General features: G+C 53.0%; 22 protein-coding genes and 2 pseudogenes. 12 read left to right on the top strand and 12 right to left on the bottom strand.

Annotated elements, in window-relative coordinates; translation table 11 throughout:
• The first annotated feature begins 4 nt into the window (after positions 1-4).
• The 4 genes from ACVV26_RS22540 to ACVV26_RS22525 are packed head-to-tail and all read left to right on the top strand — an operon-like array spanning position 5 to position 1432.
• Positions 5-277: a helix-turn-helix domain-containing protein gene (locus ACVV26_RS22540; protein WP_015059995.1), complete on the top strand. Its 273-nt coding sequence runs from the start codon at positions 5-7 to the stop codon at positions 275-277.
• Positions 274-957, top strand: a complete 684-nt coding sequence (locus ACVV26_RS22535; RefSeq protein ID WP_015059994.1) for a hypothetical protein — start codon at positions 274-276, stop codon at positions 955-957. The genes ACVV26_RS22540 and ACVV26_RS22535 overlap by 4 nt, the downstream gene beginning before the upstream one ends.
• A gap of 44 nt (positions 958-1001) precedes the next feature.
• On the top strand, positions 1002-1220 hold the full coding sequence (locus ACVV26_RS22530) for a hypothetical protein (RefSeq protein WP_004187411.1): 219 nt from the start codon (positions 1002-1004) through the stop codon (positions 1218-1220).
• A gap of 2 nt (positions 1221-1222) precedes the next feature.
• Positions 1223-1432: a DUF7706 family protein gene (locus ACVV26_RS22525; RefSeq protein WP_004187413.1), complete on the top strand. Its 210-nt coding sequence runs from the start codon at positions 1223-1225 to the stop codon at positions 1430-1432.
• A 122-nt stretch (positions 1433-1554) separates the two neighbouring features.
• Here the strand turns inward: ACVV26_RS22525 and umuC are convergent, their stop codons facing one another.
• The 6 genes and pseudogenes from umuC to ACVV26_RS22495 form a co-directional block, all read right to left on the bottom strand.
• Positions 1555-2820, bottom strand: a complete 1266-nt coding sequence (umuC, locus tag ACVV26_RS22520) for a translesion error-prone DNA polymerase V subunit UmuC (RefSeq protein WP_019725070.1) — start codon at positions 2818-2820, stop codon at positions 1555-1557.
• A complete protein-coding gene (locus ACVV26_RS22515; RefSeq protein WP_004187425.1) occupies positions 2808-3242 on the bottom strand; it encodes a LexA family protein in 435 nt (144 codons plus the stop codon). The genes umuC and ACVV26_RS22515 overlap by 13 nt, the downstream gene beginning before the upstream one ends.
• Positions 3243-3334: 92 nt before the next feature.
• Positions 3335-3667 (bottom strand): type II toxin-antitoxin system toxin endoribonuclease PemK-mt, encoded by a 333-nt coding sequence (gene pemK-mt / locus ACVV26_RS22510; RefSeq protein WP_004187427.1) that lies wholly within the window; start codon positions 3665-3667, stop codon positions 3335-3337.
• Between the two features lies 1 nt (position 3668).
• On the bottom strand, positions 3669-3926 hold the full coding sequence (gene pemI / locus ACVV26_RS22505; protein WP_004187429.1) for a type II toxin-antitoxin system antitoxin PemI: 258 nt from the start codon (positions 3924-3926) through the stop codon (positions 3669-3671).
• A 91-nt stretch (positions 3927-4017) separates the two neighbouring features.
• Positions 4018-4245: pseudogene (locus tag ACVV26_RS22500) on the bottom strand (CPBP family glutamic-type intramembrane protease); the annotation flags it as partial.
• A 12-nt stretch (positions 4246-4257) separates the two neighbouring features.
• The gene (locus ACVV26_RS22495; protein WP_001206290.1) at positions 4258-5466 is read right to left on the bottom strand and encodes an IS4-like element IS10A family transposase; all 1209 of its coding nucleotides are present in this window, start codon (positions 5464-5466) and stop codon (positions 4258-4260) included.
• A gap of 302 nt (positions 5467-5768) precedes the next feature.
• Here ACVV26_RS22495 and ACVV26_RS22490 point away from each other — a divergent pair, with 302 nt between their 5' ends.
• Positions 5769-6680, top strand: coding sequence for a LysR family transcriptional regulator (locus ACVV26_RS22490; RefSeq protein ID WP_015586033.1), 912 nt, complete (start codon positions 5769-5771; stop codon positions 6678-6680).
• 301 nt (positions 6681-6981) lie between these two features.
• Here the strand turns inward: ACVV26_RS22490 and ACVV26_RS22485 are convergent, their stop codons facing one another.
• Positions 6982-7779 (bottom strand): OXA-48 family carbapenem-hydrolyzing class D beta-lactamase OXA-48, encoded by a 798-nt coding sequence (locus tag ACVV26_RS22485; protein ID WP_015059991.1) that lies wholly within the window; start codon positions 7777-7779, stop codon positions 6982-6984.
• A gap of 218 nt (positions 7780-7997) precedes the next feature.
• Between ACVV26_RS22485 and ACVV26_RS22480 the strand changes: the two genes are divergently transcribed.
• Both ACVV26_RS22480 and ACVV26_RS22475 read left to right on the top strand, forming a co-directional pair.
• A protein-coding gene (locus tag ACVV26_RS22480) for an IS1-like element IS1B family transposase (RefSeq protein WP_095033700.1) occupies positions 7998-8695 on the top strand; the annotation gives its coding sequence in 2 pieces (ribosomal slippage) (positions 7998-8247 and positions 8247-8695; 699 coding nt in all).
• On the top strand, positions 8692-9897 hold the full coding sequence (locus tag ACVV26_RS22475) for an IS4-like element IS10A family transposase (protein ID WP_025987686.1): 1206 nt from the start codon (positions 8692-8694) through the stop codon (positions 9895-9897). Before ACVV26_RS22480 ends, ACVV26_RS22475 begins: the two co-directional genes overlap by 4 nt.
• A 14-nt stretch (positions 9898-9911) precedes the next feature.
• On the opposite strand, the pseudogene ACVV26_RS22470 reads toward ACVV26_RS22475, so the two are convergent.
• Positions 9912-10346, bottom strand: a pseudogene (locus ACVV26_RS22470) (CPBP family intramembrane glutamic endopeptidase); the annotation flags it as partial.
• Between the two features lie 79 nt (positions 10347-10425).
• Here ACVV26_RS22470 and ACVV26_RS22465 point away from each other — a divergent pair.
• The 5 genes from ACVV26_RS22465 to ACVV26_RS22445 all read left to right on the top strand — a co-directional run bounded on the left by ACVV26_RS22465 (position 10426) and on the right by ACVV26_RS22445 (position 15677).
• The gene (locus ACVV26_RS22465; RefSeq protein ID WP_019725042.1) at positions 10426-10809 is read left to right on the top strand and encodes a DUF1496 domain-containing protein; all 384 of its coding nucleotides are present in this window, start codon (positions 10426-10428) and stop codon (positions 10807-10809) included.
• 104 nt (positions 10810-10913) lie between these two features.
• Entirely contained in the window at positions 10914-11309 is a 396-nt protein-coding gene (locus ACVV26_RS22460; protein ID WP_004187436.1) for a lytic transglycosylase domain-containing protein, read from the top strand.
• Positions 11309-12616 carry a secretion/conjugation apparatus DotM-related subunit gene (locus ACVV26_RS22455; protein ID WP_015059988.1) on the top strand — a complete coding sequence of 436 codons (1308 nt, stop codon included), beginning with the start codon at positions 11309-11311 and terminating at the stop codon, positions 12614-12616. Before ACVV26_RS22460 ends, ACVV26_RS22455 begins: the two co-directional genes overlap by 1 nt.
• Before the next feature lie 10 nt (positions 12617-12626).
• A complete protein-coding gene (locus ACVV26_RS22450; protein WP_004206886.1) occupies positions 12627-13577 on the top strand; it encodes a DsbC family protein in 951 nt (316 codons plus the stop codon).
• A 12-nt stretch (positions 13578-13589) separates the two neighbouring features.
• Positions 13590-15677 carry a P-loop NTPase family protein gene (locus ACVV26_RS22445; RefSeq protein WP_004206885.1) on the top strand — a complete coding sequence of 696 codons (2088 nt, stop codon included), beginning with the start codon at positions 13590-13592 and terminating at the stop codon, positions 15675-15677.
• Between the two features lie 50 nt (positions 15678-15727).
• Here the strand turns inward: ACVV26_RS22445 and dqlB are convergent, their stop codons facing one another.
• The 4 genes from dqlB to repC form a co-directional block, all read right to left on the bottom strand.
• The gene (gene dqlB / locus ACVV26_RS22440) at positions 15728-15823 is read right to left on the bottom strand and encodes a DinQ-like type I toxin DqlB (protein ID WP_004206884.1); all 96 of its coding nucleotides are present in this window, start codon (positions 15821-15823) and stop codon (positions 15728-15730) included.
• 1222 nt (positions 15824-17045) lie between these two features.
• The gene (gene repA, locus ACVV26_RS22435; protein ID WP_015060006.1) at positions 17046-18101 is read right to left on the bottom strand and encodes a plasmid replication initiator RepA; all 1056 of its coding nucleotides are present in this window, start codon (positions 18099-18101) and stop codon (positions 17046-17048) included.
• Positions 18098-18148 carry an IncL/M-type plasmid replication leader peptide RepB gene (repB, locus tag ACVV26_RS22430; protein WP_011154478.1) on the bottom strand — a complete coding sequence of 17 codons (51 nt, stop codon included), beginning with the start codon at positions 18146-18148 and terminating at the stop codon, positions 18098-18100. The genes repA and repB overlap by 4 nt, the downstream gene beginning before the upstream one ends.
• A 248-nt stretch (positions 18149-18396) precedes the next feature.
• Complete coding sequence (repC, locus tag ACVV26_RS22425; RefSeq protein ID WP_011091085.1) at positions 18397-18627, bottom strand: IncL/M type plasmid replication protein RepC; 231 nt, start codon at positions 18625-18627, stop codon at positions 18397-18399.

The raw sequence follows: 18627 nt of genomic DNA, 5'->3' as shown, positions 1-18627 counted from the left end.
CGCGATGAAAACGACCTGTTATGCGGACGGCATCACGGCGGCGCCACTTTCCCCGCAGGAGTGGCGGGCACTGCTCAGGGCGAAAGGCTGGAAGCAGAAGGATCTGGCCCGCCGCTGGAATGTGTCAGAAACCTGGATCAGTAAGCTGGCCAATAACCCCGATCGGGGCACGCACTGGAACGATGCCTGCCGGGGTCTGCCCGATATGCGTGCCCGGCGGCCCGGCGAACCGCGCGCGGCAGGCACAGACGCACCAGAGCCGGGAGGCCCTGAATGAACAAACGTCTTCACCTCATCACCACCTGTACCCGGCGCAAGGCGGGCAGCGTGGAGGATACCGTTTTTCCGGGCGACACTTCCCTTGATGACGCCTTTGACGGCTGGTACAGGCTGATCGCCCAGGCCGCCCGCCGTCCTGGCAGGGTGCTGGAAACGGGAGAGCTTTACCGGGGCGCACACTGGCTGCGTGCCCGCGGTATCGCGGCGCGGTGGCCGGGCATCGAGCTGTGGGCCATGTCGGCCGGTCTGGGGCTGCGCCACCATACCGATCCGGCGGTCGCGTATGAGGCAACGTTTCACGCCATGCCCTTCGCGCCGGCGACCGTCTGGGGCTCACTGACGGCACGCCCCCCGCTGGCGGGCCGCTGCGCCTCCCTGGCTGAGCTGATGCAACGCTGCCCGGACGATCGCTTTGTGATCGCCGGTTCACCCGTGTATATCAGCGCGGCTGAGCAGGATATTCTGGCCGGCGTGCCGGCACTGCATGATGCGGCCGCTCAGCTGATTATCGTGACCTCACAGGGCTATCGTGGTCCGCTGCAGCCGTTTCTTAAAAGAAGCCGCGCGGACATGATGGCGACCCTGAAATCGAACATGACGTGCCTGAATATTGCCTGCGCCGGCGCCCTGATTGACGCCATGATGCAGGCAGACGCCCGGCAGGCGGCAACCATTTAATACAGACAGAGACTGGCGCTACCGTCGCCAGAAGGGGGTTTTACATGTTCAGCATCATTTATCACGCCGGCGCAGCCGTCCTTTTCCTGGTCATGAGCCTGGCGGCCGGCGCCGGCCTCCTGCTTCATAGCCATGAATATACGACAGGTCATTTCTGGAACATGACGGGGCTGTGCATTGTGTCAACTCTCGTCTGGATCTGGGCTGTAGCTCAGGCAAAAGAAGCCTGGTACATTTCACGAAACATCAAAAAAGGACTCTGACCATGAAAGATGAAATTCGCCACGAAAAACCCGTTGAAGTGAATATACAGCTGACACACAGAGAAGCGCAGGCTCTGGCGCAACTGGTTAAGCGTCTGGGATTCAGTGACTGCCGCGGCCTGGCGACGTCAGATATTGAGGCATATCTGATGATGGATGGAATCAACCAGATCATGAAAGCACTGGCTGAAGAGGGCTATGCACCACGATAAGGGCCGGGACTATCTGGAATTAGCCGGAAATACGGCCCTATCACGCGGGCAGTAAGGAGAGGTTTTAATGTTCCCGACACCAGGGAAAACAAGCCGCCGTCAAGAGCGGCTGCACATCGCTGTTATCGCATAAACGCCGCGGGAATATCCTTCCACTGCGTGGTGTAGGCCGGGGACAACATTTCACGGCGCATGGCATATTCCGGATCAATACCTTCTCCGGCGAAGAAGATCCTTGACCTTCCTTCCCTGTTTATTTTGTCGATGGTGGCCATCAGTTTTTCGCTGCCCGGCCGCACAGCAGCCGGCGAAAACAGATCCAGCTGGGTTTCATATCCCTGCAGATCGCTGAGCATCACGCCGGCTTTTGCATACCGCACGCCCTCACGCCAGATACGCGACAGTCCCAGCTGCGCCGCGGCGATGATGTCGCGGGTATCCTGGCTTGGCACGGGAAGCACTTCCGTAGCCTGGTTACTGTAGGGCACACCGCCGGCGTCATAAGCACTGCTGCGGATAAAGACCGTTACCACCTTCGCCAGACGGTTTTCCTGGCGCAACTTTTCTCCTGCCCGTGTGGCATATTTAGTCACCGCCTGCTGCATCTGCGCCAGTTGCGTGACCCGCGATCCAAACGAACGGGATACAACAAGCTGCTGTTTCGCGCCGGTACCTTCTTCCAGGGCAAAGCAGGCCTCGCCACGCAGCTCACGGATGGTGCGTTCCAGCGTCACACCGTACAGCCGGCGTGCCAGTCGGATATCCATCTCTGCGAGCGCCAGCGCCGTTTTGATCCCCATTGTCGCCAGCCCTTTTTCGGTACGATGGCCAACCCCCCACACATCGCCGGCCGACACCAGGCTCATCAGCCTTTTCAGTCTTACAGGATCACTGAGCGCCACAACCCCCCCGGTGGCAGGCCACGTCTTCGCGGCGTGGTTGCACAGTTTGGCCAGCGTCTTCGTTGGCGCGACGCCGACTCCACAGGTGAGCGTTGTCTGGCGCAGCACTTCAGCCCGCAAAAGCTGGCCAAACGCCTGCGGCGTCATCACTCCCTCCATATGAGAGGCATCCGCAAAGAGCTCATCAATTGAGTAAACAAATGTCCGCGGCGCCAGACTCTCCACCACGGTTGCAAATCTGGCGGAGAATGAGGCGTAAAGGGTGTAGTTGGAACTGAATACGGCAACGTTATGCTGTTCCAGCAGGCGGCGGCAGCGGAAATAGGGCTCCCCGCGGCGCACGCCAAGCGCTTTCGCCGCGCGATTGACCGCAACAAGCGCCCCGTCGTTGTTGCTGAGAACGACCACAGGGCGACCTCGTAAATCAGGGCGGAACGCTTCTTCGCAGCTGCAGTACATCGAATTGACATCGATTAAGGCGTACACGGGCGGTGTCTCATGACAGTGAACGTAACCACACCCCATATCTGCAGCGCCTCCGGATCAAACCTGATTGGCGGAAAAGCCGGATTCAGCGGCATCAGGCAGGGGTAAGGGCGGAGCTGCAGCTGCTTGACCGTAAATTCATTATCGATGCTGGCAATCACGATGCTGCCGTGCCGGGGCTCTTCTGCCCGATCGACGACCAGCACATCGCCATCATGAATGCGGGCATCACGCATAGAATCGCCGGACACACGCAAGAAGTACGTTGCGGCCGGACGCCGCACGCAGTAATCATGCAGGTTAAGTTCATTGGCCTCATAGCCTGCGGCCGGGCTGGGAAAGCCGGCCGCAACGGGCTCGGCAAAAAAAGGGAGTGCGTCACCTTCCACTGAAGGCCGGGGATAAACGAGATCCAGCGCCATAATTTAGCCTCCAATAACTGTTTATACATACAGTATATTGCAGGCTTCAGGAAACAGGCAATGCCGGCATATTTCATGCCGGCACGCTGGGGTCAGGTCAGGATGGTGGCCAGACGGCCAAGAACGTCGTCCATGATAGTCTCTGGCACCCGTTCGAGTCGTTTGCCGCCGCGGGCTTTCATATCGATCGTCCGGGGTTGATCGCAACGCACAACGCCGGTGGTACGTATGCCGGCGCCGTCAAGCGACACAGCAAAGCCTGCTGTGCGGGCAAAATTGCCTCCGCTGGTCACGGGCACAACAACAGGCAGGCGGGTCACGCGGTTAAAAGCAGCCGGCGTGACAATCAGTACCGGCCGCGTTCCCTGCTGCTCATGACCTGCGGTAGGGTCAAGCGAGACAAGCCAGATTTCCCCTCTTTCCATGTCAGATTTCCTCCTGACCAGCCGCCGGCGCATCCAGCCATTCACGTTCTTCTGCCGAGATTTCAGCGTTCGGATCGCACTGTGCCAACAGCTCAGCCAGTGAATACTGCGGGCGTCTGTGCGGCTCCACAATCAGCCGGCCATTATCAATGACCATGCCAACTTCATTATCTGTACCCAGCGACAGCGCATTCAGCAGTGCCGGTGGGACGGTCAGCATGACTGAGCCGCCAACCTTCTTCAGTCGAGTGGTATGCATTTTTCACCTCCATAAAAGTTATATTTAAATATAACATTCACAAAAAAACATACCAGCCTTTAACGCACAATATTTAATAAAAATATAACTTTCAGCCCAACAGTAAACCCAGCGCGGTAGCTTCCATATGCAGCAATACCGGCAGCAGCAGGCCGCCACTTCTGATCCGGGCAGCTGATGTAATCAGCCCCACCAGGAACATTTCTGCCAGGGTCAGCAGGTTCTGATACTGCATATGCACGGCGGCAAACAGCAAAGACGTTATCAGCGCGCCCAGCCACATCGTCCAGTTGTACCTCGAACGGAAGACGTTCAGCACTGAAGGATCCCCTCATAAATCAGCCATAGCATAGCCATATTTGAGCAACTGATTGGCGAATAATACCCAGGCCGCCAGCAATTCTTTCTCCGTGATTTGATAATCAGGCCGCCTGAGTACCTCCAATCCCAAGCGAATCGTTGAGAGTACCGTTCGATGCCCAATGGTATTGGCCTGAAAATGCTTATCCCAGCCCTGTTGCTGTGCGTGTAAACCAACTAGCCACAACAGGCATTGAACCATCAACGCTATCAGTAGGATGATGTCGAATCGCTCTGGACTGTTGGTACGACTTTGGCGTAAGCCAAAGCCGTATGCCGGGCTTTTGAGGTCACGAAAGGTTTCCTCTATTTGCATACGTTTGGCGTACAGGTTTACCAGCTGCTTTGGGCTCCGAGATTCTGGTGGTAAATTGCTGGCTAACACCCAAGGCTCTTTCGCCGATGTTGAGTACGTTTTTGCCGATGGATGGTGGCAATTAGTCCTCGTTGAACGCTGATTTGTACGCCCCTTAGGTTTGCTACGATAAAGCGTGAGATGGCAATTGATAGGGTTAGTTTTGGTCAAAGTCTTACAACCCAGGCTCTTCGCTTGACCGTTGGCCAAGTCATGTGTACTTCGAACTGCACGCCAATTTTCAGCGCCAATATCTGCAAATTGAACTGTACCGCGAATACGGCTTAGCCAAAACCAACCATGCGCCTCAACCTCTTTGTACCAAGGCACTTTGAACCCCGCGTCAGTCACGATGAGAGGGGTAACATGCAAAGGTAAAATCTTGGCTAAGTCCGCTAAAAAACCGTTGTGGGAGGCCTTAGAGCATTGTTCTGATAGGGGATAGGACTTCTCATACAGGGTAATAGAGCGGCCATTGAAGGCTATTGAGGCGCGCAGAGCCATGATGCGTTTATGCTCTCGGATGTCTGACCAATCGACGAGCACAATCGGCATAGGGTTACCAGAACAGATGAGGCTGGCATGCCATTGGTAGACAGCTAACCGTTCTTGATGCAGATGCGTGTTGCCGAGCAAACGATCAATGCGCTTGATGTTGTGCTTGGTTCGGGCCGTGGTTGGTAAATTTCGACCTAACTCAGTCAAGGTCAGTGTCTTACATTCAATCAGCGCCTTAGAGGCCAGCATCAAGCTGTTTAATCGTTTTAGGTGAAGTTCTGGGCAGTATTGGTGTAAAGAATGTTGTAGGATATTGGCTTCGCGCATCTTGTTGTCCAAGTGTAGTTTTTGGCGAAACCATTTGATCATGCAACAAGATGCGCTTCCACCCTAATTTGATGATTTATTTGTAAATCATCAGGGGATTCTTCAGTGCTCGGCCTGTAAAAAAAGCGGATCGGGCGTTTGGGCTTGAGTCATGTGTTTGGGCTGATTATTGCTGGTCATCAAAAGATCCTCTGCTTTAGCCTCTGAAAATTTTTAGCCAATAAATATAACTTTGTTATCCCGCCAAATGCCATTAAACTGCATAAGACGCTATGTTCCAAATATGAGACAGTGGGAAAAACATGCCAGATTTAAACGGTATGATGCTATTTGCAGCCGTAGTGAGAGCAAAGGGATTCTCCCAAGCTGCACGTGAAACCGGCCACCCAAAATCCACCATAAGTCGCAAAATCGCGCAGCTTGAAGAACAACTAGGCGTGCGATTGTTACAACGCGACACCCGTAACCTGAGTCTTACCCAAGTCGGGGCACTCTTTTATCAACACTGTGATTCCATTCGCAATGAGGTGGAAGCGGCCAAGGCTGTTATCGAGAGTACCCATGATGATGTATCAGGATCATTACGGATAGCCATTCCGGTCTCTTTTAGCCAAGAATTAATTGCTAACCTCTGTAGCGGATTCATGCGTTTATATCCCAATGTGGAATTAGATGTCCAGTTTACCGACAACGATATAGGTTTGGTGGGTGAAGGATATGACATAGCTATCAAATATGGGCCACTGCAATCCTCTGATCTTGTTGCAAGATTACTGTTCGAGCGTCAACCAATTCTGGTAGCAAGCCCTGGCTATTTAAAAGCACGCGGCACCCCCGCAACACCTAAGGAGCTGAGCGATCATAGTGGTATTCTGCTAGGAACATCCCGCTCAGCACCCATATGGCCCTTAGGCAAAGGTGCTCGCAAAACCATGGTAAACTTTCAGCGTAAAGTCAGGGTCAATAGCCCGATTATGGTTAAGCAGTTAGCCCTCGATGACTTTGGGATTGCAATGCTATCAAACTCCGCCTGCAAAACCGAACTCGCCAACGGCCAGCTAGTGCCAATCTTACAGGAATGGCCGATTGAACCCTTTAAGGTCTACGGGGTGTATTCGAGCCGCAGACAATTAGCCACCAATATCAGCGCCTTCTTGGACTTTTTCGTCAAACGCTTTAGCAGCCAAGAAAGCCTACAATCCTTGATGGGCTAGGCACTTTATCGCAGCGGCATTCACCTTTACTGACATCGCCATTCCTTTATACACATCCCAATGTTGAGTGACCATGACCATTTAGATAACAAAAAAGCCTAGCAAATTGGCTAGGCTTTTTACGTTGAGGAATGTGATGCTAATGCTCAGGCTAAAAGTTAACGCGCGGAGCTTAAGTCGATTAGGCCTAACCGATTAAGTATGAGCCATTAACTACAAGCGCATCGAGCATCAGCATTTTGTCCATATATCTTTACAGCTTATATGACGGCTATTTCACACAAATACGCGCTAACCACTTCTAGGGAATAATTTTTTCCTGTTTGAGCACTTCTTTTGTGATGGCTTGGCGCAGCCCTAAACCATCCGATGTGGGCATATCCATATTCATCGCAAAAAACCACACATTATCATCAAGTTCAACCCAACCGACCCACCAGCCAATCTTAGGTTCGATTCTAGTCGAGTATCCAGTTTTAGCCCGAATAATATAGTCACCATTGGCTTCGGTCAGCATGGCTTGTTTGACAATACGCTGGCTGCGCTCCGATACGTGTAACTTATTGTGATACAGCTTTCTTAAAAAGCTGATTTGCTCCGTGGCCGAAATTCGAATACCACCGTCGAGCCAGAAACTGTCTACATTGCCCGAAATGTCCTCATTACCATAATCGAAAGCATGTAGCATCTTGCTCATACGTGCCTCGCCAATTTGGCGGGCAAATTCTTGATAAACAGGCACAACTGAATATTTCATCGCGGTGATTAGATTATGATCGCGATTCCAAGTGGCGATATCGCGCGTCTGTCCATCCCACTTAAAGACTTGGTGTTCATCCTTAACCACGCCCAAATCGAGGGCGATCAAGCTATTGGGAATTTTAAAGGTAGATGCGGGTAAAAATGCTTGGTTCGCCCGTTTAAGATTATTGGTAAATCCTTGCTGCTTATTCTCATTCCAGAGCACAACTACGCCCTGTGATTTATGTTCAGTAAAGTGAGCATTCCAACTTTTGTTTTCTTGCCATTCCTTTGCTACCGCAGGCATTCCGATAATCGATGCCACCAAAAACACAGCCGATAAGGCTAATACACGCATAACGTCCCCTTGCTTAATGCAATATACTGAAGAATCCCCTGATGATTTACAAATAAATCATCAAATTAGGGTGGAAGCGCATCTTGTTGCATGATCAAATGGTTTCGCCAAAAACTACACTTGGACAACAAGATGCGCGAAGCCAATATCCTACAACATTCTTGGTGATGCTGCCAACTTACTGATTTAGTGTATGATGGTGTTTTTGAGGTGCTCCAGTGGCTTCTGTTTCTATCAGCTGTCCCTCCTGTTCAGCTACTGACGGGGTGGTGCGTAACGGCAAAAGCACCGCCGGACATCAGCGCTATCTCTGCTCTCACTGCCGTAAAACATGGCAACTGCAGTTCACTTACACCGCTTCTCAACCCGGTACGCACCAGAAAATCATTGATATGGCCATGAATGGCGTTGGATGCCGGGCAACCGCCCGCATTATGGGCGTTGGCCTCAACACGATTTTCCGCCATTTAAAAAACTCAGGCCGCAGTCGGTAACCTCGCGCATACAGCCGGGCAGTGACGTCATCGTCTGCGCGGAAATGGACGAACAGTGGGGATACGTCGGGGCTAAATCGCGCCAGCGCTGGCTGTTTTACGCGTATGACAGGCTCCGGAAGACGGTTGTTGCGCACGTATTCGGTGAACGCACTATGGCGACGCTGGGGCGTCTTATGAGCCTGCTGTCACCCTTTGACGTGGTGATATGGATGACGGATGGCTGGCCGCTGTATGAATCCCGCCTGAAGGGAAAGCTGCACGTAATCAGCAAGCGATATACGCAGCGAATTGAGCGGCATAACCTGAATCTGAGGCAGCACCTGGCACGGCTGGGACGGAAGTCGCTGTCGTTCTCAAAATCGGTGGAGCTGCATGACAAAGTCATCGGGCATTATCTGAACATAAAACACTATCAATAAGTTGGAGTCATTACCAACATTCTTTACACCAATACTGCCCAGAACTTCACCTAAAACGATTAAACAGCTTGATGCTGGCCTCTAAGGCGCTGATTGAATGTAAGACACTGACCTTGACTGAGTTAGGTCGAAATTTACCAACCACGGCCCGAACCAAGCACAACATCAAGCGCATTGATCGTTTGCTCGGCAACACGCATCTGCATCAAGAACGGTTAGCTGTCTACCAATGGCATGCCAGCCTCATCTGTTCTGGTAACCCTATGCCGATTGTGCTCGTCGATTGGTCAGACATCCGAGAGCATAAACGCATCATGGCTCTGCGCGCCTCAATAGCCTTCAATGGCCGCTCTATTACCCTGTATGAGAAGTCCTATCCCCTATCAGAACAATGCTCTAAGGCCTCCCACAACGGTTTTTTAGCGGACTTAGCCAAGATTTTACCTTTGCATGTTACCCCTCTCATCGTGACTGACGCGGGGTTCAAAGTGCCTTGGTACAAAGAGGTTGAGGCGCATGGTTGGTTTTGGCTAAGCCGTATTCGCGGTACAGTTCAATTTGCAGATATTGGCGCTGAAAATTGGCGTGCAGTTCGAAGTACACATGACTTGGCCAACGGTCAAGCGAAGAGCCTGGGTTGTAAGACTTTGACCAAAACTAACCCTATCAATTGCCATCTCACGCTTTATCGTAGCAAACCTAAGGGGCGTACAAATCAGCGTTCAACGAGGACTAATTGCCACCATCCATCGGCAAAAACGTACTCAACATCGGCGAAAGAGCCTTGGGTGTTAGCCAGCAATTTACCACCAGAATCTCGGAGCCCAAAGCAGCTGGTAAACCTGTACGCCAAACGTATGCAAATAGAGGAAACCTTTCGTGACCTCAAAAGCCCGGCATACGGCTTTGGCTTACGCCAAAGTCGTACCAACAGTCCAGAGCGATTCGACATCATCCTACTGATAGCGTTGATGGTTCAATGCCTGTTGTGGCTAGTTGGTTTACACGCACAGCAACAGGGCTGGGATAAGCATTTTCAGGCCAATACCATTGGGCATCGAACGGTACTCTCAACGATTCGCTTGGGATTGGAGGTACTCAGGCGGCCTGATTATCAAATCACGGAGAAAGAATTGCTGGCGGCCTGGGTATTATTCGCCAATCAGTTGCTCAAATATGGCTATGCTATGGCTGATTTATGAGGGGATCCTTCAGCGTTCAGCATGACACCACGGAACAGGATTTCCTCATTCAGCGGGGCAAGGATAAAGACGGCCAGCAACGTCAGGATCACATCGGGTATGGACTTATCGGCAAAAAGTTTCGTCATAAATGGCTCAGCGGGCAGGTCCAGCACTTTACCCAGCAGAAATTCACCGACATACACCACGGCCATCGCGCCAACCAGCCACAGTGCGCCAACGTTGCTCAGCTGGCCAACGACCGGTAGCGGAGCAACCCAGCGGCGGTATACCAGGAAAACACACAGGAGGTACACCAGTACAGCACCATGACTGAAGAACAGCGTATTTTTCCCCAGCCCATAGAGCAGAACAGCCTGCCCCATGACAAACATGGCCCCCCAGGCTATGGCCCAGGCTGCCAGCAGAACCAGCATAAACTGCAGATATTTATTACGTGACTGAATCATTTTATCCCCTGTTAATTTTTAAACAGAATCGGCTTGACACTCAGGCCGGTTTTCAGACCTAATTTAAATGATACAGAAAATGATTGCCGATTTTTTTAATGGAGAAAGTGAAATGAAATTCAACACGAAGATTGCTCTTATTCTGGCTGCATCCGTAATCAGTTGCAGTGCCTTTGCTCAGAGCGTATCCGCGCCGAAAACCGATTCTTTACTGAGCAGCATTCTGGGTGAGCAGGTACAGACAAACCAACATCTTGTACAACTGCTGGCAAAGGATCAGGATGCCGGTATTACACTGACCCCGGAACAAAAGAAAACCTCTTGCCTGTATGAAAGTCATTACTACAGCAGTGGCGCACCACTTACCGTCGGAAAAGAAACACTCCGCTGCACGCTGAGTGGCGAAATCCCGACATGGGAAAATGTGAACGAGGGCAATATTGTCTCTGTCGAAGGCAAATAAAATCCCTTTGACAGCCTCTCAATTATCCGCACCAAAATGATTTAAAAAAATCTCCTTTTGATGGTATATTTTTTACTCGAAATAGAAATCATTAGGAGATTGTTATGGTTGATGCCCCGCCCTCAATCCCGCTGCCAACTTGCATGGTTGAAGCAGCACAGATTTATCACATTCCTCTCCGTGGATTCCTCGCCTTGTGGCTGACTGAAGGCGGAAAACCGGGAATGAAAAATAAAAACAAAAACGGCACTTACGATTACGGCGCATTCCAGATAAACACCATCTGGGCGAATAAGCTGGCGTCCGATTTTGGCGTGAAAGCGGAGCAGCTGCAGCATGACTTCTGCGCCTCTGCAATGGCCAGTGCCTACATCCTCAAATACAACATCATTCTCGAAGGGGGGGATTTCTGGCAGGGTGTCGGCCGCTATCACTCCAACACGCCGGCGCGTAAGGCCTGGTATATCGGGAAGGTTTACCAAAATTCTCTGAGGTTCTGATGCAAAACCAGCCACAACGGAAAGGGGGAGGGGATGATGGCCTGATGATTATCGGGGCCCTTCTCATCATGATCACAGTGATGTGGTTTGGCTTTCGTGATTATGTGATTTACGGAGTCTGTCGCCTGCTTTACTGGATCTACGGTGTACTGCCGGACGCCATTACGCCGGGTAATGCGGCCGAGCGCCGGGACATGCTGCTGTCGGCGGCGCGGTATAACCACCAGGTTTCGCTGTGGGACTTTATCAGCGTGATGAACGACACGGCCAGCGTGCTCTTTCCCCTGTTCATTTTAATCATCGGGTTGTTCGTCTGGGTTATCTCGCGCAATCCTTACTACCGTCTGACCCGTAAACTGACCATCCGGAACCTTCCCTGGGTGATGGTAAAAAACTATCCGGGGATAGCTCATATCCTCGCCCGGTTTGGCCACCTCGATCAGCTGCTGCTGAATGAAGATCCGGAAGAAGCACGCAGCGCGCAGTCACCCGTTGAGTTTGCCCAGGAACATAACCTGATTGATACCGCTAAGCGCCGCCTCCGTAAAAAAGCCGCACATAAAGTCTTCCTGTCACAGGTAAACCTGGCCCCCGAAGGGGCGGCCCTTTCCCTGGCGCCCTGGGAAAAAGCGCTCGCAGCCTCGTTTGTACATCTGCGGTTTATGGGCGACCGGCCAACGGCTAAATCCATTCTCGACGATCTCAACCGTTCCTGCCTGCGGACTAAAGACGGTTTCCCTGATTATTCGCTGGCCGCCGGGTTCTGGACCGTCGCCAGCCAGTGTGAAGCGTTCCGAGAATTTGCAAAGGGGCGCCGCAGCTCCCGTTCGCTACTCTACGCGCTGTTCGATGATGACCTGCAGCTGCCATCCGCTAATTTCCGGTGGCTTAAAGGTGTGGACCGCACGTTATGGTATGCACTTTCAAGCGCCGGCCGCGGGAAGTTCTTCATTGAGGGAGGTGGTGTTATTGCCTGGAGTCAGTGCGAAAGTTACCGGCTGACGCTCGATGAAGAAAAGGCGGCGAAATTCCCGCCGACCGTGCGGGCGGCCGTGCTGGGCCTTGAGCTGGATCTGCTCCATTACCGCCATATTGACCGCCGCGATCCCGCCATTCCGGTCGCTCACTGGCAGGAAGACGTTATACCGCCATTTGCATTTGAATCTGACGCTGAAGCGGAAGACGAGCCGGCTACGCCGCCTGCAGCTCCGCACGACACCCCGAACAACAGTCTGCGACTGACAGACGATGAACCGACGCCGGCTAAACCTCAGCCGGCAACCCGACCCGATCACCTGGAACTCTAAGCGAGGAAGTATGAAACTCACCGTAAAAACCGATCGCAACACACTTTATCTTTCCGCTGACGGAAACTACCAGGAACAAGCCCTGCACTCCTTCCCCCTGTCAGCCTGTCATTTTGGACTTGGCCATGATGCCGGCAGCGGCCACATCCTGACGCACAATACGTTTTCTGGTGAAGCGGTGCAGCTGTTCCGCTTTGAAAACGAATATCAGGCCATCGAGGCGCTGAACAATATCCGTAAAAAGCTGAAACAGCAGCGCGGACTCAATGCCGTGCGCCGGCTGTCTAACTTTATCTTCTGGCCAGTCGCCGCGCTGGGCTTTATCGTCTCCATCAACGGCGCGTTGATGAATATGCATCAGCCGGCACAGCCACTGCAGGCAAACTCGTATGCTCCCGCGCCGGGTCTGCAGCAGCCTGCCACTGCGCCGGAGCAGCTGCAGGTTCAGGCAGCACCTGAAGCCCCTAAAAAACTGGCTGATAACGACTTGCTGTCACTGAAAGATGCCGTCACCAGCGGACGCTTTACAATCTCGCTTTCAACCGGGCATAAACACACCCTGTATGTGTTTTCCGATCCGATGTGCCCGCACTGCCGCGCGCTGGAACCCCGACTGCAGGAACTGAGCAAACGCTATAACGTCGAGATTTTCCCCGTGTCCGTTTATGGCGACCTGCGCTCGATGGTCCGCGCCGCTCCTGTACTCGATACCGGGAAAGATACCCGACTGAAAAGCTGGGAAGACACGATTAACATGGGATACACCACCATGAACCCGAAAATTGACGATCCGAAAACAGCCCCGGATACCACCGGCGCCCGCCTGGTTGACGCGAACAATATGGCATTTGCGAAATTCGGGTTTATCGGTACCCCGTCCATCGTTGCCGATTCGGGTGATGTGATCCCGGTTTCCGTCGTCAAAGACGATGCCCGCCTGCAGCAGGCAATAGGAGAATAACCCGGAGCCGCTATGCAACAGGAATCTGTAGACAGTAAAAAAGTCCTCCGCCCGGATGGTTCGTTCATGGAGTGGTTCCTCACTCCGAACGTACAGTTTGGCCTGCTGGCCATACTGACCGTGCTGGGTCTGTTTCTCCCCTTTACCATGCTGCTGAGCATCCTCATCCTTCCGCCGCTGATGGTGGCATTCACGGATCGTAAATTCCGGCCACCGCTGCGAATGCCGAAAGACTGCGAAATGTTCGACGACACCCTGACCACGGAAACCCAGGCGGAATACCGTCTGGGGCCCATTCGCATCCCGCATAAGGTCCGGGAGCGAAAGAAAGCGAAGGGAATTTTATATGTCGGGTATGAGCGGGGACGCCTGTTCGGCCGCGAGCTGTGGCTGAACATGACGGACCTGCTGCGCCACATGGTATTTTTTGGTACCACCGGGTCGGGTAAAACCGAAACCTTCTATGGGTTTATCGTTAACTTCCTGCTGTGGTGCCGTGGCTACTGCCTCTCAGACGGTAAAGCAGATAACAAGCTGGCCTTCGCCACCTGGTCGCTGGCGCGCCGTTTCGGCCGTGAGGATGATTATTACGTTCTCAACCTGCTGACCGGCAGTATTGACAGGTTCGTGAACCTGGTGAAGCAGGAAAGCATCCCCGCGCAATCCAACTCAGTCAACCTCTTCAGCGTTGCCCCGCCGACCTTCATCATCCAGTTGATGGAATCCATGCTCCCCCAGGTGGGCGGGGATTCGGCACAGTGGCAGGATACGGCAAAAGCCATGATGTCGGCGCTGATCAATGCCCTGTGTTATAAGCGCGCCCGCGGCGAACTGCTTTTGTCACAGCGCACTATTCAGAAAAACATGTCGCTGCCGGCAATGGCCGCGCTGTACGTGGAGGCAAAGAAAAACGGCTGGCACAGCGAGGGTTACGCCGCGCTGGAAAGTTATCTGGAAAATACACCAGGCTTCCTGCTGGCCAACGCGGAATACCCGGAAACGTGGGAAGCCCGCGCCTTCGAACAGCATAACTACATGAGCCGTCAGTTCCTGAAGACGCTCTCCCTGTTCAATGAAACTTATGGCCATGTTTTTCCGGAAGACAGCGGCGATATCCGGATGGACGATATTTTCCACAATGACCGCATTCTCATCGTCATGATCCCGTCGCTGGAGCTGTCACGCGGTGAAGCGGCCACGCTTGGCCGTTTATATGTGACGCTGCAGCGAATGACCATCAGTAAGGACCTGGGCTACCAGCTGGAAGGGAAAAAAGAGGAAGTCCTGCTCACTCACGCGCTGAATAATCAGGCGCCATACGGGCTGATTTATGACGAGCTGGGCCAGTATTTCACCAGCGGTATGGATACGCTGAGTGCGCAGATGCGTTCACTGGAAAAAATGGGCGTATTTTCCTCCCAGGATCACCCGTCGCTCGCCCGCGGCGCGAACGGCGAGGTGGATTCGCTGATCGCCAACACCCGCGTGAAATATTTTGAGTCGATTGAAGACCGGAAAACCTTTGAAATACTGCGCGAAACCGTCGGCCAGGATTATTATTCTGAGCTCTCCGGGCAGGAAGCCGAACACGGCACGTTTTCCAAAACGGTCCGGGAAGGGGATCTGTACCAAATCCGTGAAAAGGACCGCGTGAACATTCGTGAGCTACGTAAGCAGACCGAAGGTCAGGGGGTAATTTCTTTCCAGGATGCCCTGGTACGCAGCGCCGCGTTTTACATTCCGGACAATGAGAAGTTTTCCAGCGAACTGCCGATGCGGATAAACCGCTTTATCGAGGTATTGCCGCCATCGCCGGCAACGCTGTACAGCATTTATCCGGAACGCAAGGATGATGAACTGGCGGAAACCAACCCGGATGCAATGCGATTCCCGCCGATCAAGCTGTTCGGCTACGACAAAGCGGCCAACAGCCTGCTGGAAAAAATTGAGGTCTTCTACGAGCTGCAGTGTGGCGCAATTTCACCGGAGGAAATGTCGGTGTGCCTGTTTGAACTGTTCGCTGAATGGCTTGATGGAACGGAAACGGACGACGTGCTTTACCACCAGGAAGACGATCTGTTCCCGATGATCGAGATGTAACCCTGTTAAAAGGCGGGGAGTGGTCCCCCCGCCTTTAGTTACGTTTCCGGTCAGTCAAAATACTGCCGGATCAGCTCCAGGACCGCTATCACAGCGTTAGACACTGCAACAACTGCCCGCAGAACGACGATTAACAAGTTAATCATCCGTTTGCTCCATACAGAGCAGGAACACCGCTGATCGCCCTTACATTGCCTGTCACAGCGGCTACCTCACGTCAATTGTTTAGATGTTCCCACTCCAGCCAGGGCATTGAAACAGCACCACCTGTTTTTCAACCAGGGCTTTAAACCGTTCACGCCGCGTAAGCGGGGGCTGGAGAAGAACGTCAACAGATTGACCCGCGCAGTATACCCTATTCCCGGTGGTTTGCATTTACTGCACTCATGGCGTAATATTTAACCGTCAATTGTTTAGGTGTTCCCGCCTCCATCCGGGGCAAAACATGAAAACCCGATCTCACCAGTCGGGTTTTTTTGTGCCTCCACCCTGGCAGAAATCGCATTTCCTCAAATAAGCGCCTGAAACGCTCTCTGTGGCCTTCACTGCAAAAAGAGCAACATTCCCCTGCCTTCACCCTTTTTAACGCGCCTGCGAGCGGCTGACGTGGATAACCGCGGCTAAATCGATCCTCTTTTCCCTGTTAATTTTAAAACTGACAGCAGACACTGGCGTTGATTGCCTGAAAGGCATTGCACGCCATAGCAGATGATTTTCCTGCCTGACTGCCCTGCAGGTGACGCTGTGGCCACATTACCCCCTGGCTACTGCGAGCGGGCGGTGTGACGTTAGCGGCGCACCGGGCGCGTGGGTAGTAGCGTTGACGTCAGGGGTGCGGGTCGCAGCCCTTCCGTCTTACGGGGGTGTTCTTAGTTACATCATCCATCATGCTTTTTTCTGCCGAGCCGTTGGCTCGGCGGGGAAAAGCACGGTGGGGCAAAGAAAAATCTACAGTGGTGGTTTCTGCTGGCCACCCTGCCCGGCATTTGCCGGGTGCTAACCTGGGAGCATAGCGACCATTCTGGCCGTCGTGCCGCGTAGCGGCGCTGAAAGGCCAGGCATATTCCCATAATCCACAGAAAATTGAGCCTGAATAACAGTGATCTCTTTATTGAATAAACATCTTTTTAAAGAAGTTAAGAGTGTATTGCAGCTTGCTTTGACCACGATTGCAGGTGACTTTATTTCCTCCTTTGCGGATAACTGTGGATAGTGGTGATCTCGCTGCCGGTTATCCACCGGCGGCGCCAGAACGTCAAAAAATCACGATGGCCACACGTTAAAACTGGAGGAAATTTGAGCAGGTCGCGCCGGCTGGCGAGCACGAAAACCGCCAGGCGGCGGTAAGAGAATTACAGGGGGAGAAAATCAGTGATAATCAGGGGGACCGGATTCCCTCTCCAGCCCCAGATCGAGCTGATACAGGTGGCTGCGTACTCGCTGGGTAAACTGCTCAGGCGACAGCGCGTGCAGTTCGTCTTTCGGCAGCGTCCGTATCAGATGAACGGACATGGCGTAAGCCCGGTCGTCATAGGGCTGTTCTGCCAGCGCTTTCAGCTTCTTCTCGCGCTTACCCTTCAGGGCGGCTTCACGCCGGCGAACCAGCGTGGCGTGCATCATTTTTTCATACCAGCGCCGGCGCGCGGCTTTAACAGAGATTTCTTCCGCCTGGCCATGTTCATCACGGGTTATCCAGCCTGCAGCTTCAGCGGCCACCTGTTCGGCCTGCTCCGCATACAGCTTATCGAGATCAACACCGATCATCTTCCAGAGGCGTTCCGTCAGCACGACATGCTTGGGGAACCACTTGCGGTTAAACGGGTCCCATGTGACGCCTTCAGGCAGCGCCAGTAACCCGAATTCCATCATGTGCTGCAGCAGCCGGCAAACCCGCGGTACCGTCACTTTCCGGATCACGTTCCCTTCGCTGTCCTTTTCGCTGAGCTGCCACGCCATTTTACTGAGGTTGATAGTGTCGATATGGGTAGCCCGGTCAACGGTGCTGACCAGGAGCGGCACAATCGCATCGAGTAATTTCTCCCGCTCCGGGCGGAAGTCGCGCTTCCGGCCAGCCTGCTCGCGCAGCTGCACGAAGTACGGGTGGCGGCTGATCCGCATACGCAGACTTAACGCGCCCGTTTTGCGATCGCGGCGAACAAGGCGGTTGTAGGCATGGCCAAGCTGGCCAGGGAGCTTTTTGAAATTGTCCGGTCGGTACCAGCTGGGCTCCGGGCAGAGACACGCCGTTGAGTGCGTACCGCGACGACGGCGGGTTTTGCGCACGGGCTTGGTGCCTTCATCGAGAAGCAGCTGCAGGGGCGATTCTTTAGGGGACTGGCTTTCAAGCCAGGAGATGAACTCCGGCGAAAGACCTTCTACTGACTCAATGTCAGAAAGCTGTAGGTATGGATTCTTTTGATTCACCAGCCCCTGCACATATTGGCCGGGCTGTATTGCAATAGGTTACGCATTTGCTATAATCCTTTCTGCCAGTGGGCAGTTTGCACCCCCTGATTCCTGAGAGACCGGCCAAAGTTTCCAACAGGGATCAGGGGGTTTTACTTTTTGTGGCTCCTGCCACTCCTAAGCGGTACATCTCCGGGCCGCTCTTCCCGTGCTAAATTCAGTAATAACCCCGTAAGGTTATGTAAACGCCGCTTAACATATCATGCGTTTCTAAGCGGGGCAATACCTGCGAACCCGCTTTTACATAGTAAGATCACTCTTCAGAATCGTCAAATTTCAATCCGTCGTAATAGCTTTTGACAAGAAATTCAATGACTTCAGCCTGAGTGAGTTTTTTAACTTTTGTGATCTCTATCAACATTCTTTTTGCATCTTTGGGGAGATAAAGGTTTAACTGGTCGTGTGTTTCCCGGATACGGTTCCGGTACTCTCTCTGGAACTCCGGGTTACTCTTCTGTTCCTGGCGCTCAGTAACTCTGTTCAC

Source organism: Atlantibacter sp. MEI4A-1023 (assembly GCF_056155425.1).
This window is presented reverse-complemented; position numbering and strand designations above follow the sequence as displayed.

Coding starts and splice junctions, on each gene's coding strand:
- ACVV26_RS22540 (WP_015059995.1), top strand. CDS start 5: ATGAAAACGACCTGTTATGCGGACGGCATCACGGCGGCGCCACTTTCC.
- ACVV26_RS22535 (WP_015059994.1), top strand. CDS start 274: ATGAACAAACGTCTTCACCTCATCACCACCTGTACCCGGCGCAAGGCG.
- ACVV26_RS22530 (WP_004187411.1), top strand. CDS start 1,002: ATGTTCAGCATCATTTATCACGCCGGCGCAGCCGTCCTTTTCCTGGTC.
- ACVV26_RS22525 (WP_004187413.1), top strand. CDS start 1,223: ATGAAAGATGAAATTCGCCACGAAAAACCCGTTGAAGTGAATATACAG.
- ACVV26_RS22515 (WP_004187425.1), bottom strand. CDS start 3,242: ATGGCGCTGGATCTCGTTTATCCCCGGCCTTCAGTGGAAGGTGACGCA.
- pemK-mt (WP_004187427.1), bottom strand. CDS start 3,667: ATGGAAAGAGGGGAAATCTGGCTTGTCTCGCTTGACCCTACCGCAGGT.
- pemI (WP_004187429.1), bottom strand. CDS start 3,926: ATGCATACCACTCGACTGAAGAAGGTTGGCGGCTCAGTCATGCTGACC.
- ACVV26_RS22495 (WP_001206290.1), bottom strand. CDS start 5,466: ATGCGCGAAGCCAATATCCTACAACATTCTTTACACCAATACTGCCCA.
- ACVV26_RS22490 (WP_015586033.1), top strand. CDS start 5,769: ATGCCAGATTTAAACGGTATGATGCTATTTGCAGCCGTAGTGAGAGCA.
- ACVV26_RS22485 (WP_015059991.1), bottom strand. CDS start 7,779: ATGCGTGTATTAGCCTTATCGGCTGTGTTTTTGGTGGCATCGATTATC.
- ACVV26_RS22465 (WP_019725042.1), top strand. CDS start 10,426: ATGATTGCCGATTTTTTTAATGGAGAAAGTGAAATGAAATTCAACACG.
- ACVV26_RS22460 (WP_004187436.1), top strand. CDS start 10,914: ATGGTTGATGCCCCGCCCTCAATCCCGCTGCCAACTTGCATGGTTGAA.
- ACVV26_RS22455 (WP_015059988.1), top strand. CDS start 11,309: ATGCAAAACCAGCCACAACGGAAAGGGGGAGGGGATGATGGCCTGATG.
- ACVV26_RS22450 (WP_004206886.1), top strand. CDS start 12,627: ATGAAACTCACCGTAAAAACCGATCGCAACACACTTTATCTTTCCGCT.
- ACVV26_RS22445 (WP_004206885.1), top strand. CDS start 13,590: ATGCAACAGGAATCTGTAGACAGTAAAAAAGTCCTCCGCCCGGATGGT.
- dqlB (WP_004206884.1), bottom strand. CDS start 15,823: ATGATTAACTTGTTAATCGTCGTTCTGCGGGCAGTTGTTGCAGTGTCT.